Annotated in this window: 16 protein-coding genes; 14 read left to right on the top strand and 2 right to left on the bottom strand. The window is 35.0% G+C overall.

Annotated features, from left to right (window positions below):
• Positions 1–22 precede the first annotated feature (22 nt).
• Positions 23–289 carry a 30S ribosomal protein S20 gene (rpsT, locus tag THEXY_RS07785; protein ID WP_013788292.1) on the bottom strand — a complete coding sequence of 89 codons (267 nt, stop codon included), beginning with the start codon at positions 287–289 and terminating at the stop codon, positions 23–25.
• Positions 290–432: 143 nt separating this feature from the next.
• On the opposite strand from rpsT, the gene THEXY_RS07780 reads away from it, so the two are divergent.
• The 3 genes from THEXY_RS07780 to spoIIP all read left to right on the top strand — a co-directional run bounded on the left by THEXY_RS07780 (position 433) and on the right by spoIIP (position 2981).
• Positions 433–759, top strand: coding sequence for a phage holin family protein (locus THEXY_RS07780; RefSeq protein ID WP_013788291.1), 327 nt, complete (start codon positions 433–435; stop codon positions 757–759).
• Positions 760–763: 4 nt separating this feature from the next.
• Positions 764–1735 (top strand): GPR endopeptidase, encoded by a 972-nt coding sequence (gene gpr / locus THEXY_RS07775; RefSeq protein WP_013788290.1) that lies wholly within the window; start codon positions 764–766, stop codon positions 1733–1735.
• 64 nt (positions 1736–1799) lie between these two features.
• Positions 1800–2981: a stage II sporulation protein P gene (gene spoIIP, locus THEXY_RS07770; RefSeq protein ID WP_013788289.1), complete on the top strand. Its 1182-nt coding sequence runs from the start codon at positions 1800–1802 to the stop codon at positions 2979–2981.
• 15 nt (positions 2982–2996) lie between these two features.
• Here the strand turns inward: spoIIP and THEXY_RS07765 are convergent, their stop codons facing one another.
• A complete protein-coding gene (locus THEXY_RS07765; RefSeq protein WP_013788288.1) occupies positions 2997–3695 on the bottom strand; it encodes an N-acetylmuramoyl-L-alanine amidase family protein in 699 nt (232 codons plus the stop codon).
• Between the two features lie 101 nt (positions 3696–3796).
• Here THEXY_RS07765 and THEXY_RS07760 point away from each other — a divergent pair, with 101 nt between their 5' ends.
• The 11 genes from THEXY_RS07760 (at position 3797) to THEXY_RS07710 (ending at position 16870) form a co-directional block, all read left to right on the top strand.
• Positions 3797–5989 (top strand): LTA synthase family protein, encoded by a 2193-nt coding sequence (locus tag THEXY_RS07760; protein WP_013788287.1) that lies wholly within the window; start codon positions 3797–3799, stop codon positions 5987–5989.
• Between the two features lie 6 nt (positions 5990–5995).
• Positions 5996–7117, top strand: coding sequence for a glycosyltransferase family 4 protein (locus THEXY_RS07755; protein ID WP_013788286.1), 1122 nt, complete (start codon positions 5996–5998; stop codon positions 7115–7117).
• Positions 7118–7121: 4 nt separating this feature from the next.
• Positions 7122–7382 carry a hypothetical protein gene (locus tag THEXY_RS07750; protein WP_041592090.1) on the top strand — a complete coding sequence of 87 codons (261 nt, stop codon included), beginning with the start codon at positions 7122–7124 and terminating at the stop codon, positions 7380–7382.
• 42 nt (positions 7383–7424) lie between these two features.
• Positions 7425–9242, top strand: coding sequence for a translation elongation factor 4 (gene lepA / locus THEXY_RS07745; protein WP_013788284.1), 1818 nt, complete (start codon positions 7425–7427; stop codon positions 9240–9242).
• Positions 9229–10365 (top strand): radical SAM family heme chaperone HemW, encoded by a 1137-nt coding sequence (gene hemW, locus THEXY_RS07740; protein ID WP_013788283.1) that lies wholly within the window; start codon positions 9229–9231, stop codon positions 10363–10365. The genes lepA and hemW overlap by 14 nt, the downstream gene beginning before the upstream one ends.
• 93 nt (positions 10366–10458) lie before the next feature.
• Entirely contained in the window at positions 10459–11493 is a 1035-nt protein-coding gene (gene hrcA, locus THEXY_RS07735) for a heat-inducible transcriptional repressor HrcA (RefSeq protein WP_013788282.1), read from the top strand.
• Positions 11494–11497: 4 nt separating this feature from the next.
• The gene (gene grpE / locus THEXY_RS07730; protein ID WP_013788281.1) at positions 11498–12118 is read left to right on the top strand and encodes a nucleotide exchange factor GrpE; all 621 of its coding nucleotides are present in this window, start codon (positions 11498–11500) and stop codon (positions 12116–12118) included.
• A 30-nt stretch (positions 12119–12148) separates the two neighbouring features.
• A complete protein-coding gene (gene dnaK / locus THEXY_RS07725; protein ID WP_013788280.1) occupies positions 12149–13990 on the top strand; it encodes a molecular chaperone DnaK in 1842 nt (613 codons plus the stop codon).
• Positions 13991–14042: 52 nt separating this feature from the next.
• Positions 14043–15185: a molecular chaperone DnaJ gene (gene dnaJ, locus THEXY_RS07720; RefSeq protein WP_013788279.1), complete on the top strand. Its 1143-nt coding sequence runs from the start codon at positions 14043–14045 to the stop codon at positions 15183–15185.
• Positions 15186–15200: 15 nt separating this feature from the next.
• The gene (gene prmA, locus THEXY_RS07715; protein WP_013788278.1) at positions 15201–16127 is read left to right on the top strand and encodes a 50S ribosomal protein L11 methyltransferase; all 927 of its coding nucleotides are present in this window, start codon (positions 15201–15203) and stop codon (positions 16125–16127) included.
• Positions 16097–16870, top strand: coding sequence for an RsmE family RNA methyltransferase (locus THEXY_RS07710; RefSeq protein ID WP_230197566.1), 774 nt, complete (start codon positions 16097–16099; stop codon positions 16868–16870). The genes prmA and THEXY_RS07710 overlap by 31 nt, the downstream gene beginning before the upstream one ends.
• The last annotated feature ends 12 nt before the right edge of the window (positions 16871–16882 follow it).

Raw genomic sequence — 16882 nt, 5'->3', positions numbered from 1 at the left:
AAAAGCGTACGACGTACGCTTTTTAAGCATTTAATGCATTAAATTTTGCATATAATCTTGATTTCTTTCTTGCAACTGTATTCTTGTGCAATGTGCCTTTTGAATATGCTTTATCAAGTTCTCTTATAGCATTAATTAAAGCTGCTTTTGTATTATCTATGTTACCTTCTGCTAAACTCTTTTCGAATTTAGAAATAGCTGTTCTAACTTTTGATTTTACTATTTTATTCTCCAATGTCCTTCTTTTTGTTACAAGTATTCTTTTCTTAGCTGATTTTATGTTTGCCAAACCATTCACCTCCTCAAATCAATCAAAAGTAATTTTACCACGAAAAAGCATTTTTTGCAATACAATTCAGGAAAGCAGTTTAGTACAACCTTATGCGAATAATATTTTTTAAAATGTCAATTATATTTTTAGGAGGTGATTTTATGTTAAAAGCTATAATTAGATTTGTAGTTTCAGCGATTGTTTTAATGATCGTAGGTTATCTTGTCCCAGGATTTAGTGTGGCTGGATTTTGGGGTGCTTTGATATCAGCAATTGTGATTGCATTGCTGGGATATATAGTTGAGGCAATGCTTGGTCAAAATGTTTCTCCGAGAAGTAGAGGTGTTGTTGGTTTCATAGTTGCAGCAATAGTAATATACGTATCTCAATTTATAGTTCCAACAATACATGCTACTATATTGGGTTCAATAATAGCTGCTTTTGTAATTGGGCTTGTTGATGCTTTTATACCTACAGAATTGAGGTGAGATTATGTTCAATATAAGGACAGATCTTGCTGTTGAAGCCCGTGAAATGTATAAAGGTGGACATGCGGGAGAGATCCCAGGCGTTTTAGTAGATGAAAGCCAAGATGACAACATAAAAATAGTTAAAGTAACCATTGTGGACGATGACGGTGCTAAAGCGATGGGAAAAGCTATAGGAGATTATATAACTATAGAGGTTCCTGACTTAAAGTACAGGGATATTGAACTTGAAGACAAAGTAGCACAAAAACTTGCCGATGTAATAAAGAAAATCTCTAATGTTAATGTCAATATGAAAGTCCTTGTAATAGGTTTAGGCAATTGGAATGTGACGCCAGATGCACTTGGGCCAAAAGCAATTGAAAATATTGTTGTGACTCGCCATTTGAAAGAATTAGCACCTCTGCAGTTTGGCGAAAATATATGTGCTGTAAGTGCCATGGCTCCCGGTGTATTAGGTATAACAGGTATTGAGACGGCAGAAATTGTTAAAAGCGTTGTTGATAAGATAAAACCTGATCTAGTCATCACAATAGATGCTCTTGCATCGAGGCGAGTTGAAAGGCTTGCGACAACAATACAGATTTCAAATACAGGCATTAGTCCTGGATCTGGAATAGGGAATAAAAGATCTGCTATCAACATGGAAAGCTTAGGTGTTCCTGTAATTGCGATAGGTGTTCCAACCGTAGTAGATGCAGCTACAATTGCCAATGATGCTATAGAACATCTTGAAAGTGCATTAAAAAACAATGTAGAAAGCGATAGTCCTCTATACAATGTATTGAAAAATATGAATGATGAAGATAAATACGCTTTAATAAAAGAGGTATTAAGTCCTGAAGAAAATCTCATAGTCACGCCAAAGGAGATAGATCTTCTTATTAAAAATATTTCATCTATTTTGTCAAGAGGAATTAATTTAGCTTTACAACCAAATTTGACAGTAGATGAGATGAACCAACTTGTACATTAAATTAGTAATAAAGCACTTCTCTTGTGAATAATTTATAGTATAAAACCAAAGAGAGGTGCTTTCATTGTACAGAAGTTCGCTAAGGTATTATCGCCTTAAAAAGGTGTCTTTTGTGATTTTATTGCTTTTTAATATTTTATTTTATAGATGGCTTATGACAAATGACATAGAAGCTGCCAATATAAATTTTGAAACAGAGACTTTTGCCGAAGAGTACAATAGCATTAATGGCATGTTTATAACTGCTTTAAATTATACGATGCCAACTGTTGATGTTGGCTATAAAGCTGAAGGATTTTACGATAGAGATTTGACTATGGCTTCAATGTTTAATCTAAATCAAAGAGATCCTCTTAAAATATTAAAGTATCAAATTCCCATTATTGCTCAAATAGACAAAGGAGAAAAAGATAATACATCTAATACGCAAGTTGCAGAGAATCTCAATGCTAATCAAAATAAAAATAACGAAGTGGCAAATGAAGCATCAAAAAAAAGTGAGATGAATACAAGTGTGACAAATGTCAGTAACGTTGATACTGGCAAGCCACTTATATTGCTTTACCATACACATACGATGGAATCGTACGTTGCGACTTTAAAAAATAAATATGTAGCTGCATATGGATATGATAGAACAAATGATCTCAATTACAACATGGTAAGAGTAGGAGACAGTTTGACAGAATATTTGACTAAAGATTATGGTATTAGCGTTTTGCATGATCGCACAATACACGATTACAATTACGATCAGTCATACTACAATTCTTCTTTATCAGTAAAAAAATATTTGGAGGAATACCCCTCCATCAAGGTAACTATTGATTTGCACCGTGATGGATATGGAAGTGTAATGCAGCCAGGGGTTGATACAATACCTGTTTTAAGTAGCCTACCAAATCAAGATTACAGAAAAAAATATACAATGGAAATAAATGGACAGACAGTTGCGAAAATAATGTTCATAATTGGTTCTCGAAGGACTGCAGATATGAATGAAGACTGGAAAAAGAATTACGAGTTTGCGAAACAGATTAGCGATAAACTGAATGAATTATATCCAGATATATCATTAGGGATAGAGATTCATCAGTACGCTGAATACAACCAACACTTTTCAGAAAAAGGAATTTTGATTGAACTAGGCAGTAATTACAATACTTTGGAGGAGGCCTTAAATTCCACGCCATACTTAGCCAAAGCAATTTATTTAGTATTGAAAGATGATGGACTTGCCAAATAATGCGGTTTTGCCTCTTTATTTGTTTTCAAAGTATTTTTCTAAGCCAATTACAATGCCAGTAGATAGTTTCTTTAAATAGTCTTTTTTGATGAGTAGGTTTTTGTCTTCATTGTTTGTGATAAAGCCAAGTTCTACTAAGATTCCTGTCTTTCTTACATTTGTCAGCAAAAAGTAGTCTGCAACATTTGGATTTCTATTTGTTCCAGCAATGGTATTTAAAGAATCTTGCACATATGATGCCAATGTTTTACTGTTTATATTAGTATTTGAGTAAAAGACCATTGGACCTTTTACATACGGAGCATTGTTGACAGCATTGACGTGTATGCTGATATATGCATCTATATCGTTGGTGTTTATCATATTTACTCTCGCTTTTAAATCGCGTCTATGTCTGTAGTCATTGTCTTTACATAGATTTTCTAAAGAAACATCTTTATCTCTTGTCATCATTACTTTTGCTCCGCGATTTATCAACTCTGTTTTTAAGATTATTGATGCTTCTAAATTGATGTTTTTTTCAAGTATATTTCCAGAGTTTGTGCCACCATCTATTCCTCCATGCCCAGGATCGATTAGTATGATTTTGCCTTTTAATGGATTGTCTGGTGTTGAAAATGCTGTATTATTGCTTAATATCAACGGTAAAATTGTGGATAATAGTACCAAAGATATGGTACAATATATACAAATGAATTTAAATGATTTTTTCAATTTTGATGCCCCCAATCTAGTTTTATGTTTAGATAAAAAGAGGCTTATTATACTGTATATAATTATGATTTATGTATAAAACTGTTATTCAGGAGGCAACGATGAAAAACAAGTTTGTTTTATTTTTTTTAGTTTTGCTTTTCTTCTTGGGTGTATTTTCTTTTTCTTATGCACAAACTGGACAGGACGGGAAAAAGGCCGTAGTATTTATATTAAATAGGGTTGCTATCGATGATTTTTTAAATGTTGATTTAAAAAATATTAATAAGATGATAGAGAATGGTACTTATGGCCTTATGACTGTCAATGCTGATGGTGGTAGATCTTTGGAAAGTGTTTTTATGACACTTGGTACAGGCACTCGTGCTGTTGGCTCTAATGGTGCTTCTTTGAATTTCAACACATGGGAAACATACAACGATGAATTGGCGTCCACAATTTATGAGAGGAATACAGGGAAGATTCCTTCAGAAGGACAAATTTTAAATCTGGATATAGCCCAGATAATCAGAAACAACTCTAAAAGAAACCATATTATAAGGCCTGGCTTATTAGGGGATAAATTTAAGGATAGTGGGCTTAGTGTGGCTGTTTTTGGCAATGAAGATACAGATGTTGATTACAAAAGATATGCTCCTTTAATAGGCATGAATTACAGCGGTATCGTGCCTTATGGAGATGTTAGTTATATGACGAATAAAAAGGATTCGTTGATGCCTTATGGCATATCGACAGATTATGATACCATGTACAAGGAGTATCTAAATATTAAAGATAATGTGGCTCTAACCATATTTGATTTAGGCGATACTGCAAGAGCAAATGATTACCAAAACATCGGATTAGATAAGATAAATAGAGAGAATAAAGAAAAAGCGCTAAAAAATGCTGATGAATTCATCGGGAAAATTTTACGTTCTGATAGTGGAAATACTCTTTTTATGATTGTCACTCCTTTGCCGCCTTCTCAAAAAATGGGTCAAAGTGATTTTTTGGCGCCTATTGTAATGTATGGAAATGGTATTGCAAAAGGTAAGCTTATAACATCTGATACGACGAAAAGGATGGGTGTTGTTACAAATACAGATTTGCTTCCAACTATATTGACGTATTTTGGCTTAGATGTGCCTGCGTTTGTAACTGGACATAATTTATATTCATCAGATGTCAATGGAGATTTAATGAAGCTTGAAAATTTAGAAAAGCAGCTTACATTTAACTATACGTATAGACCGTACTTTTTAAAAACTTATGTGATGTTGCAGATATTTATACTGATTTTGTCTTTGGTTATACTGCTGTTCTTCAAAGAATATTCTACTTTAGTAAAACCTTTTTTGCTTTTAATACCGATTATGCCTATAAGTTTCTTGCTTTTGCCTCTATTTGACTATAAAAACATCGTAAATAGCGTTTTAGGAATTGTTGTTGTTTCGGCGGTCTTTACATTAACAACATATAAATTGGTCAAAAAAAGCAGTTTTAGATACTTTTTTATTGCGGCCTTCACTGCTGCTATATTGATGCTGGACATGCTTACAGGATATAATCTTTTGAAAAATTCATTTTTAAGTTACGATGTAATTGCAGGTGCCAGATTCTACGGTATCGGAAATGAGTACATGGGGATTTTCATAGGAGCTACATTGTGCTTCGCACTTTTGTCATTTGAGACATTTAGGAATATTGACAAAAGATATCTAATATTTGCAAATATATTGATTTACATTATCGCCCTCTACTTTATAGCGTCGCCGTCTTTAGGGACGAATGTAGGCGGCGGTATAGCCGCATTTGCAGCATTTTCAGTTGCGTCTATGTACTTATTTGGCAAAAGACTTAACATTAAAAATATTTTGTTTGTAGGTGGAAGTATCGTTGTATTATTATTTTTGCTGTTTTATCTTGACTCTTTAAGACCTGTATCAGAGCAAACGCACATAGGGCAGACATTCAATTTAGTGAAAAACAATGGGATTTACCCTCTTATTCAGATATTTGCAAGAAAGATTAGCATGAATTTAAAACTTTTTAAGTATTCTGTATGGAGCAGGGTTTTAGTTACGCTGGTGTTTGTACTCTTTGTACTTTTTTATAAACCAGTTGGCGCTTTAAAGAAGATTCTTAACGAGCAAAAATATGTATACATAAGCTTTTTATCCACCGTAGTAGGAAGTATTTTTGCTTTAGTTTTTAACGATTCAGGTGTTGTTGCGGCGGCTACAACGATGGTCTATACTGTGCCAATGCTTATTGATATTATCATTGATGAAAGTAAAATTATAAAGGAGTGAAATAGATTGGAAAAAACAAGAGTTTTACATGTTGTAAGGGAAGCAGAAGGCGGCATGAAGAAGCATCTGCTGTCGATTCTTAATGGACTTAATAAAGACAAGTATCAATTAGCTGTTGGCTGCTCTTTTGATAAAAAAACAACGGATGACTTGAGAGAAGATGGTGTATCTGTTTATTGTGTTGATATTTGCGATGGAATAAATTTTAAAAAAGATTTTGTTGCGATAAAGAAGCTTAGAGCTATTATAGATGATTTCAGACCACATATTATTCATTTTCATGGAGCAAAAGCATCCTCAGTTGGAAGACTGGCTTCACTGGGATACAATTTAAAGATCGTTGTGACAGTACACAATTTTCCTAACTACAAAAATATGAATAAGATAAAAAAGTATTTTTATCTGACAATCAATAAGTATTTAAATAAAAAGACAGATGCAGTAGTTGCAGTGTCTTACGCTCTTAAAAATGCCGTTGTAGATGAAGAAAGCATACCGTCTGATAAAGTACGTGTAGTATATAACTGCATTGATATGCCGCAATTCATTAGTACGCCATTGAATCTGAGAGAAAAATACGACATAGCTTCAGATACTTTTATAATTGGTTGTGTTGCAAGGCTTATACCGTCAAAAGGTGTTCAAGATCTCATTGAAGCGTTGAATATACTTAGGGGAAAAATTAAAGCATTTGTCTTTATAGCAGGTGATGGGCCTTATATGGAATATCTTAAAGAAATGGTTGGGGAATTAAAGCTTGATAATGTAGAATTTTTGGGATTTATAGAAGATATATTCAAATTTTTAAGCAGTATAGATATTTTTGTATTGCCGTCTCGCAGTGAAGGTTTTGGCATATCGGTTGCTGAGGCTATGGCGTTAGGTGTACCTGTCATTGCTACAGATGTTGGAGGAATACCTGAAATAGTTAAAAATGATGAAAATGGAATCATCGTAAAATCTGAGGCTCCTAAAGATTTGGCTAATGCTATTGAAGTTCTTGCATTAAATGAAGATTTGAGAAATAAATTTTCAAAAAAAGGCAAAGAATATATTTTAAGCAATTTTTCGAAAGAAAAGATGATAAAAGAATTGGATCTTTTGTACGATGAACTTAGGAGGAAATGAAAGTTTGAGCAGGGTAAAAGAGAAAAAAGAAAGGCTTAGAAAGCTGAGAATGCTATATTTATTCATATCCATCTACATAATTTTTATCACGTTATGCATATTTCAAGTGGATTACACGTTTAATGCTTTGACAACAGGTATTGCAAGTCAAAGCATATTTAAGGTTGCTATAAGCAAAGATTTTCTCAACATAACTTTTTTGGGACAACATAGTCATGTGCCATTAAAAGGTGTTGATGGTCTTTTCAAATCTCTGTACAAGTGATTTTTTATGCTATAATATTAATATATGTGAAGGAGGTTTGAAATGTCTAAAGTTAGAAAGGAAAATAAGAGGAATTTTTGCATTATAGCCCATATAGACCATGGTAAATCTACTCTGGCGGATAGATTGATTGAGAAGACTGGTGTATTGACAGAAAGGGAAATGGAAGAGCAGGTTTTAGACAGCATGGACTTGGAGAGGGAAAGAGGTATAACCATAAAGCTTCAGCCAGTCCGCCTCATATACAAAGCAAATGATGGAGAGGAGTATGAATTGAATCTTATAGATACTCCTGGACATGTTGACTTTACGTATGAAGTCTCAAGGAGTATTGCAGCATGCGAAGGTGCTTTGCTGGTTGTTGATGCAACGCAAGGGATAGAAGCCCAAACGCTGGCAAATTTGTATCTGGCATTAGAGCACGATCTTGAAATCGTGCCTGTTATAAACAAGATAGATCTTCCATCTGCAGATCCTGATTTTGTAAAAAAAGAGATCGAAGATGTTATTGGCATCGATGCCGAAGATTCTTTGCTTATATCTGCGAAAGAAGGCATAGGAATTGAAGATGTTTTGGAAGCAATAGTAAAGAGGATACCGCCACCATCAGGAGACCAAGAAAAACCGCTTAAAGCATTGATATTTGATTCGTTTTACGACAATTATAAGGGTGCTATAAGTTTTATAAGGGTCTTTGACGGCACATTAAAGCAAGGTGATAAGATAAGAATGATGTCGACTGGAAAAGAATTTGAAGTGACAGAAGTCGGCATATTTAGACCTAATCTAAGTCCAGTAGATTTTCTTACAGCTGGTGATGTTGGATATGTCGCTGCCAGCATAAAAAATGTCAGTGATACCCGTGTAGGAGATACTATAACAAATGCAGAATTTCCGGCATCTGAACCTTTGCCTGGATACAAAAAAGTCACACCAATGGTTTTCTGTGGAATATATCCAGCAGAAGGTGAGGACTATGAAAATCTAAAAGATGCACTTATGAAACTGCAATTAAACGATGCGTCATTGACATTTGAGCCAGATACATCTGCAGCTCTTGGGTTTGGTTTTAGATGTGGTTTTTTAGGGCTTTTGCACATGGACATAATACAAGAGAGGTTGGAGAGGGAATATAACCTGAATCTCGTGACTACGGCACCGGGCGTTATCTATAAGGTCTACAAGACAAACGGAGAAGTAATTGAACTGGATAATCCGGCAAATTTACCGGAGCCGACGTTGATTGATCATATAGAAGAACCTATAATTACTGCTACAATAATGTCTCCTACAGAGTACGTAGGACCCATAATGGAGCTCTGTCAAGATAGAAGGGGCGTTTATCAAGGAATGGATTACCTTGAGCCTACCAGAGTGCTTATTAAATACGATATTCCGTTAAACGAAATAATATATGATTTTTTTGATGCTTTAAAATCGAGGACAAAAGGTTATGCCTCGTTAGATTATGAGCTAAAAGGCTATAAGACATCAGATCTTGTGAAATTGGACATACTTATAAATGGTGAGATAGTGGATGCTTTGTCTATGATAGTCCATAAGGATAAGGCTTATGAAAGAGCCAGAAAGATGACAGAAAGGTTAAAAGAGAATATACCACGCCATCTTTTTGAGATTCCTATACAAGCTGCTATAGGTTCAAAGATAATAGCAAGGGAAACTGTCAAAGCATTGAGGAAGAACGTTTTGGCAAAGTGCTATGGCGGAGATGTTACGCGAAAGAAAAAATTATTAGAAAAGCAAAAAGAGGGCAAAAAGAGGATGAGACAAATAGGGAAGGTTGAAATTCCGCAAGAGGCCTTTATGTCAATCTTAAAGCTTGATGATGACAATGATTAGATCTGGTATATACGTTCATATTCCGTTTTGCAAGAGAAAATGCTATTATTGTGATTTTAATTCTTATGCAAACATGGAAGATAGTTTTTTTTCGTTTAAAGAAGCAATAATAAAGGAGATTAAGACGAGAAAAGAGGAGCTTAAAGATATATACACTTCTGTGTATATAGGAGGCGGTACGCCAAATGTCTTACCTCCTATATACATTGAAGAAATACTGAGTGAAATCTACGAAAACTACAGCTTAAGCAATGATGCAGAGATCACGATCGAATTAAATCCTGGCTTAATAGATGAAGAAAAACTTAAGTCATATAAAAAAGCGGGTGTAAATAGAATAAGCATAGGCCTGCAGTCTTGGCAAAACAATTTATTAAAAGCTATCGGTAGGATACATACAGTAAGTGATTTTATTGAAAATTATGGTTTAGCATCCAAATATTTTGACAACATAAACATAGATATAATGTATGCATTGCCAAATCAGACTTTTGAGAATTTTAAAGAAACATTGACAAATGTAATTGCATTAAAGCCATCACATATTTCTTGTTATGGACTTATATTAGAAAAAGGAACACCACTTTACGACATGTATGAAAGAAATGAGATTAAGCTTGCTGATGATGAATTCGAATTGATGATGTTTCACTATGGTGCAGAGCTTTTAGAGGCTAATGGATACAGACATTATGAAATATCAAATTACGCATTACCTGGGTTTGAATGCCGACACAACAAGCTGTATTGGATGGATTTACATTATTTAGGCTTTGGACCAGGTGCATATTCATTTGTAGGAAATAAGCGATTTGGCAATATAAAAAATGTTAAAAAGTATATAGACATGATTTATAATGATGGACATGCAGTTGATGATGTTGATGAGCTGTCTTTAGAAGATCGAATGTCTGAATTTATGTTTTTAGGTCTTAGAATGATGGATGGAGTGAATGATAAGGACTTTAAAGAGAGATTTGGCGAAAGCATGTTTTATGTATTTAAAGACGCCATTTATAAAAATATGGAGTTGGGCCTTTTAATTAAAGAAGAAGATGCCCTTAAATTAACTCAAAATGGAGTAGATGTATCCAATAATGTGTTTGAGGATTTTTTGTTTTAAAGTATTGACAAATATCCACAATAGTGGTATTTTTAAATCGTAATTAGCACTCTCAAGCTAAGAGTGCTAACAATAGAACTTGGGGTGGTGAATATGCCGTTAGATGATAGGAAGAAAAAGATTTTAGAAGCTGTTATTAATGACTATATTTTGACGGCAGAACCAATTGGATCTCGGACAATCGCAAAGCGATATAACCTTGGTGTAAGTTCAGCAACGATCAGAAATGAGATGGCTGACCTTGAAGAGATGGGGTACCTTGAACAACCTCATACATCTGCAGGTAGAATACCATCTGACAAAGGATATAGATTTTACGTTAATAATATATTAGAACACTATTTGAATGAGAGCCGTGACGATGAAGTAGAGACAATTGATGAGGTGTTTGCTGAGATAGATGATATAGTGAAGAAGTATGCCAGGCTATTGTCTACCGTTACTAACCATACTATAGTGGTTAAAATGCCTCGAATTGATGAAAACACGATTAAGCGAATACAGATATTGCCTGTTGATGCAAACAAATTGATACTTCTTGTTATGACAGAATCAGGTATTATGAAAAACTATTTGATAAGTTTAAAGGATAATATTGATAATAATTTGTTTGAGTTTTTAAACAACCTGATCAACAATAAAATGATGGGAAAAAGAAAAAGAGAAATGGATCAGACATTGAGAGATGAGATAAAAAAAGAGTCTGGCAGTGCTATCGGAATCATAGATAAGATTACAGATACGATCATAAATGGTTTAAAGCAAATGGATGAAACAGACTTGTATTCTGAAGGTATTTCAAATATTCTCAACTTTCCTGAGTACAAGGATCTGTTAAAAGCCAAGATGTTTTTCGATCTGATTGACAATAAAGACATTATGAATTCAGTGTTGGAGCCTTTAGATGATTCCATCGATGTTACTATTGGAAGTGAAAGCAAGTTTGAAGAGATGTGGGATTTAAGCATAATCAAATCTACTTATAAGATAAATGGTGAGGTTGTAGGAACTTTTGGCATTATTGGACCTACAAGGATGAATTACAAAAGGCTTATAAATGAAATAAATACGATGTCAAATGAATTGTCAAAAGTTCTATCATATATATATCAAGAAAATAAGAGGTGAAACAATGGACAGAGATAAAGATACGATAGAAAATAAAAGCAATTTAGAAGAAGACTTAAAAGACAATACATCCGATGCTAACCGACCTCAAGATGACATTGAAGGTAGCATTGGTGTAGAAAATGTCGATCAGAATGAACAAAAAAATTATGAAGGAGAAATTGAAGAATTGAAAAATAAGCTTAAGCAGAAAGAAGACGAAGCAAATGAATACTTAGAGATGGCTCAAAGACTTAAAGCGGAGTTTGAAAATTACAGAAAAAGGACAGAAAAAGAAAAAGCCGATCTTATTGAATATGGCAAAGAACAAGTAATCTTAGATATATTGCCTGTTGTAGATAATTTTGAGAGAGCTCTTGAAGCTACTCACAGTGATAATGAGGAAATAGCTTCATTTAAAGAAGGTGTCAATTTAATATACAGGCAGTTTAAAGGTGTTTTGGAAAAACTGGGTGTTAAAGAGATAGAGTCTTTAGGTCAAATATTTGATCCATACAAGCATCATGCTGTTATGCAGGAAGAAGCAGAGGATAAGAAGGAAAATGAAATAATTGAAGTTTTTCAAAAGGGATATATGTTTAATAATAAAGTAATAAGACCGAGCATGGTCAAAGTAGCAAAATAAAATAAAGTATATGAATAGGAGGAATAGATTATGGGAAAAATTATAGGAATTGATCTTGGTACAACTTTTTCATGCGTAGCTGTTATGGAAGGAGGACAGCCGGTAGTAATACCAAACTCCGAGGGAGCCAGGACGACGCCATCTGTTGTGGCATTTACAAAAGAAGGTGAAAGATTAGTAGGCCAAGTTGCAAAAAGGCAGGCTATTACAAACCCTGAAAGGACAGTTATGTCTATAAAAAGACATATGGGTTCTGACTACAAAGTAACTATTGATGGAAAGAGTTATACACCGCAAGAGATTTCAGCAATGATACTGCAGAAGCTAAAAGCTGATGCTGAAGCGTACTTAGGAGAGAAGGTTACAGAGGCTGTAATAACGGTTCCTGCGTATTTCAATGACAGCCAAAGGCAGGCAACTAAAGATGCAGGTAGGATAGCTGGACTTGACGTAAAGAGAATTATAAACGAGCCTACTGCGGCTTCATTGGCCTATGGGCTTGATAAGCAAGGTAATCAGAAGATAATGGTGTACGATTTAGGCGGTGGTACATTTGATGTTTCCATACTTGAGATAGGCGATGGGGTATTCGAAGTATTGGCTACAAGTGGTAACAACCACTTAGGCGGTGATGATTTTGACCAGAGGATTATGGATTGGCTGGCAGATAACTTCAAAAGAGAGTACGGGATCGACCTGAGAAACGACAAGATGGCAATGCAGAGGCTTAAAGATGCGGCGGAAAAGGCAAAAATAGAACTTTCTTCTGCTATGACAGCTAACATAAACTTGCCTTTTATAACTGCTGATGCTACAGGCCCTAAGCACATAGATGTAAATCTTACAAGAGCAAAATTTGAGGAGCTTATTAATGATTTGGTGCAATCTACTGTTGAACCAGTAAATCGTGCATTAAGCGATGCGAAGCTTAGTCCTTCAGACATTGATAAAGTGATATTAGTCGGTGGTTCGACAAGAATACCATTCGTTCAAGAGACGGTAAAAAGGATAATGGGCAAAGAACCACACAAAGGTATAAACCCAGATGAATGTGTTGCAATAGGAGCTGCAATTCAAGGTGGTGTATTAGGAGGCGAAGTTAAAGACGTATTGTTGTTGGATGTTACGCCGCTTTCTCTTGGCATTGAAACACTTGGCGGAGTATTCACAAAATTAATTGAGAGGAATACTACGATTCCTACAAAGAAGAGCCAAATCTTCTCCACTGCGGCGGATGGGCAGACATCTGTTGAGATACACGTTCTGCAAGGCGAAAGACCGATGGCTCGGGACAATAAGACTCTTGGAAGATTTACGTTGACTGGAATTCCACCTGCTCCAAGAGGAGTGCCTCAGATAGAAGTTACATTTGATATTGATGCTAATGGCATTGTCCATGTTTCTGCAAAAGATTTAGGTACAGGAAAATCTCAGAACATAACGATCACTTCTTCTTCTAATTTAAGTGAAGAAGAGATAAACAGGATGATGAATGAGGCAAAACAGCACGAAGAAGAAGACAGAAGGAGAAAAGAAGAGATAGAAGTAAGAAATAATGCAGATTCATTAATATACCAAGCCGAAAAGACCATGAAAGATTTGGCGGACAAGATGACACAGCAAGAAAAAGATGATATAAATAAAGAGATAGAAAACGTAAGAAAAGCTCTTGAAGGTAGCGATATTAACGCTATAAAAAGTGCTTCAGAAAAATTGTCACAAGCATTTTACAATGTATCTTCCCGCATATATCAGCAAGCAGGCGGCACAGGTCAGACAAATAGCTATAGTGGCAGTGATGAAACATCTAATAAAGAGAATGTATATGAAGCAGACTATAAGATGGAAGATGACAACAAAGATAATAAATAAGAACCAGGTGAATCCTGGTTCTCATTCATGTTGAGAAAGGCAGGTGATGTGTATGGCAAAAGATTATTATGCGATATTAGGCCTTGATAAAAATGCCAGTGATGAAGATATAAAGAAGGCTTATAGAACTCTTGCAAAGAAGTATCATCCTGACTTAAATCCTGGCAATAAAGAAGCAGAACAAAAGTTTAAAGAGATAAATGAAGCATATCAGATTTTGTCTGACCCTCAGAAAAAAGCTCAGTATGATCAATTTGGCGATGCAGCATTTAATCAAGGCGGTTTTAACCAAGGAGATTTTGGTGGCTTTGGCGGTTTTGGTCAAGGTGGATTTGATTTTGGCGGCTTTGGCGACATTTTTGGTGATATATTTGGTGATATGTTTGGAGGCAGTACCAGAAGAAAAACTGGGCCTCAAAAGGGAAATGACATAAGGGTTAATTTGACTTTGGCCTTTGAAGAAGCTGCATTTGGCGTCGAGAAAGAGATTGAAGTTGAAAGGTATGAAAAATGCGATAGATGTAATGGTACAGGTGCAAATCCAGGAACGAAAGTAGAGGTATGCCCCGAATGTCATGGTACGGGTGAGGTCAGAATAACGCAAAATACGCCGTTTGGCAGGATAGTCAATGTAAGAACGTGTCCTAGGTGTCATGGAGAAGGCAAGATAGTCAAAGATCCATGTTCAAAGTGTCATGGAACTGGAAGGATAAGAAAACTAAGGAAACTTAAAGTTAATATACCTGCTGGAATTGATGAAGGACAAATGGTATCATTAAGAGGTGAAGGTGAACCAGGAGAAAGAGGAGGAGCTAATGGAGATCTTTTTATTGTAATAAGCATAAAACCTCATAAGATATTCAAGCGGGATGGATTTAATGTCTTGCTTAAAATGCCTATAAGTTTTGTAGATGCTGCACTTGGTGCAGAGATAGAAGTTCCTACTCTTGATGGCAAAGCTATATACAATATTCCGCCTGGAACTCAAACTGGAACAGTGTTTAGGCTTAGAAACAAAGGAATACCTCATATCAATGGAAGAGGACGTGGTGACGAATTTGTAGAAGTATATATCGATGTTCCTAAGAAATTGACAGAAAGGCAAAAAGAGCTATTGAGGGAGTTTGACAAGCTTAGCAATGATAGCGGCGGTAAATCATTTTTTCAAAAAGTAAAAGATGCTTTTGGAGCATAAAAAAGGGTGATATGATTGAAATGGCTTGAAGTTAAAATTACGACTTCAGTGGAAGCTGAGGAAGCTATAACAAATATAATGCATGAAGTTGGTGCTGGTGGTGTTGTCATAGAAGATCCCAATGATTTGAAGATATTAAATGATAGCAATGAATGGGATTATGTAGATCCTGATATGATTGTAGATAGTGATAAGGTTGTAATATCAGCTTATTTCCCTCTTACCCCAAGTACAATTGACAAATTAAGCATAATCAAGGATAGAATAACAGGACTTAAAGAATATAATTTGGACATTGGAGATTTTACGTTCGAGACGGCTGAAGTCGATGATGAAGATTGGGCAAACAGTTGGAAAAAATATTATAAGACTTTTAAGATTGGCAAGCGTGTTGTCATAAAACCATCATGGGAAGATTATAACCCAGAAGAAAATGAGATAGTAGTTGAGATAGATCCAGGCATGGCTTTTGGCACAGGCAGTCATGAGACTACAAAAATGTGCATAGAATTTTTAGAAGACAATGTTAAAAGTGGAGATACCGTGTTTGATGTTGGATGCGGTACAGGTATATTGTCAATTGTCAGCTCTAAGTTAGGTGCAAAAAAAGTTTTTGCAGTTGATGTTGACGAAGTTGCATTAAAAGTGGCTTCTCTAAATGTAAAATTAAACAAACTGGATAATATCGAGGTTTTGAAAAGCGATCTTTTAAAAGAGCTAAATGGTGAGGCGGATTTAATAGTCGCAAATATTATAGCTGATATAATAATAAAAGCTACTTTTGACATACATGAAAAACTTAAAGAAAATGGCTTGTTCATATCAAGTGGAATAATTAAAGATCGTAAAGATGATGTTTTAAATGCCATTTCCGAATATTTTGACGTTATTGAGGTCAAAGAAGATGGGGAATGGGTTGCAATATTATCAAGGAAAAAGTGAGTGCTGTGAGAAGGCTTTTTATAAAAGATGAGGATATAAAAGATGGCATAGTCAGAATATATGGTGATGACGCGCATCACATAAAGGATGTATTAAGGCTAAGGATTGGAACTGATTTGGTGGTTTCTAATGGAGTAAAACAGTATAATGCTTCTATTCTTTCTATCGAAAGCACATCTGTTTTATTAAAGATAGTCGATGAGTTGCATCAAGTTGTAGAGAGTTCTATAAATGTGACTTTATTTCAGGGACTGCCGAAGTCTGACAAAATGGATTTGATTGTTCAGAAATGCACAGAAATTGGAATAAAAAAAATTGTGCCTGTTGAAACCGAATTTTCTATTATAAAGGTTAAAGAAAAAAGCATAGGAAACAAAATAAACAGGTGGAATAAAATTTCTCAAGAAGCATCAAAGCAATCTGGAAGATTGATAGTGCCAGAAGTTTTGGAGCCGATAAGTTTTACTATTGCTGTAAATTACATCAATGAGTTTGATTTATGCGTAATGCCGTATGAAAGAGAGACCAATGTTAGGTTAAAAGACGTTTTAAAAGAGAATAATGGTGCAAAAAATATTTGCATTTTTATCGGGCCTGAAGGTGGCTTCTCGCATAGTGAAGTAGACACGGCGACTAAAAATGGTGCTGTAATTGTTACATTGGGTCCAAGGATTTTAAGAACAGAAACGGCTGGTATTGTGGCTGGTTCTATAATTTTGTACGAATTAGGAGATCTAGGATAGATGATTTTTACT

This window comes from Thermoanaerobacterium xylanolyticum LX-11, assembly GCF_000189775.2.
In the GTDB taxonomy this organism is placed as follows: domain Bacteria; phylum Bacillota; class Thermoanaerobacteria; order Thermoanaerobacterales; family Thermoanaerobacteraceae; genus Thermoanaerobacterium; species Thermoanaerobacterium thermosulfurigenes.
Note: the sequence above shows the minus strand (reverse complement) of the source record. Positions and strands in the feature narration are given on the sequence as shown.

Bases quoted from the DNA above. Each gene is read 5' to 3' on its own strand.
- dnaJ (WP_013788279.1), top strand. From the start codon at position 14,043: ATGGCAAAAGATTATTATGCGATATTAGGCCTTGATAAAAATGCCAGT.
- lepA (WP_013788284.1), top strand. From the start codon at position 7,425: ATGTCTAAAGTTAGAAAGGAAAATAAGAGGAATTTTTGCATTATAGCC.
- hrcA (WP_013788282.1), top strand. From the start codon at position 10,459: ATGCCGTTAGATGATAGGAAGAAAAAGATTTTAGAAGCTGTTATTAAT.
- THEXY_RS07760 (WP_013788287.1), top strand. From the start codon at position 3,797: ATGAAAAACAAGTTTGTTTTATTTTTTTTAGTTTTGCTTTTCTTCTTG.
- dnaK (WP_013788280.1), top strand. From the start codon at position 12,149: ATGGGAAAAATTATAGGAATTGATCTTGGTACAACTTTTTCATGCGTA.
- gpr (WP_013788290.1), top strand. From the start codon at position 764: ATGTTCAATATAAGGACAGATCTTGCTGTTGAAGCCCGTGAAATGTAT.
- grpE (WP_013788281.1), top strand. From the start codon at position 11,498: ATGGACAGAGATAAAGATACGATAGAAAATAAAAGCAATTTAGAAGAA.
- THEXY_RS07780 (WP_013788291.1), top strand. From the start codon at position 433: ATGTTAAAAGCTATAATTAGATTTGTAGTTTCAGCGATTGTTTTAATG.
- THEXY_RS07710 (WP_230197566.1), top strand. From the start codon at position 16,097: ATGGGTTGCAATATTATCAAGGAAAAAGTGAGTGCTGTGAGAAGGCTT.
- hemW (WP_013788283.1), top strand. From the start codon at position 9,229: ATGACAATGATTAGATCTGGTATATACGTTCATATTCCGTTTTGCAAG.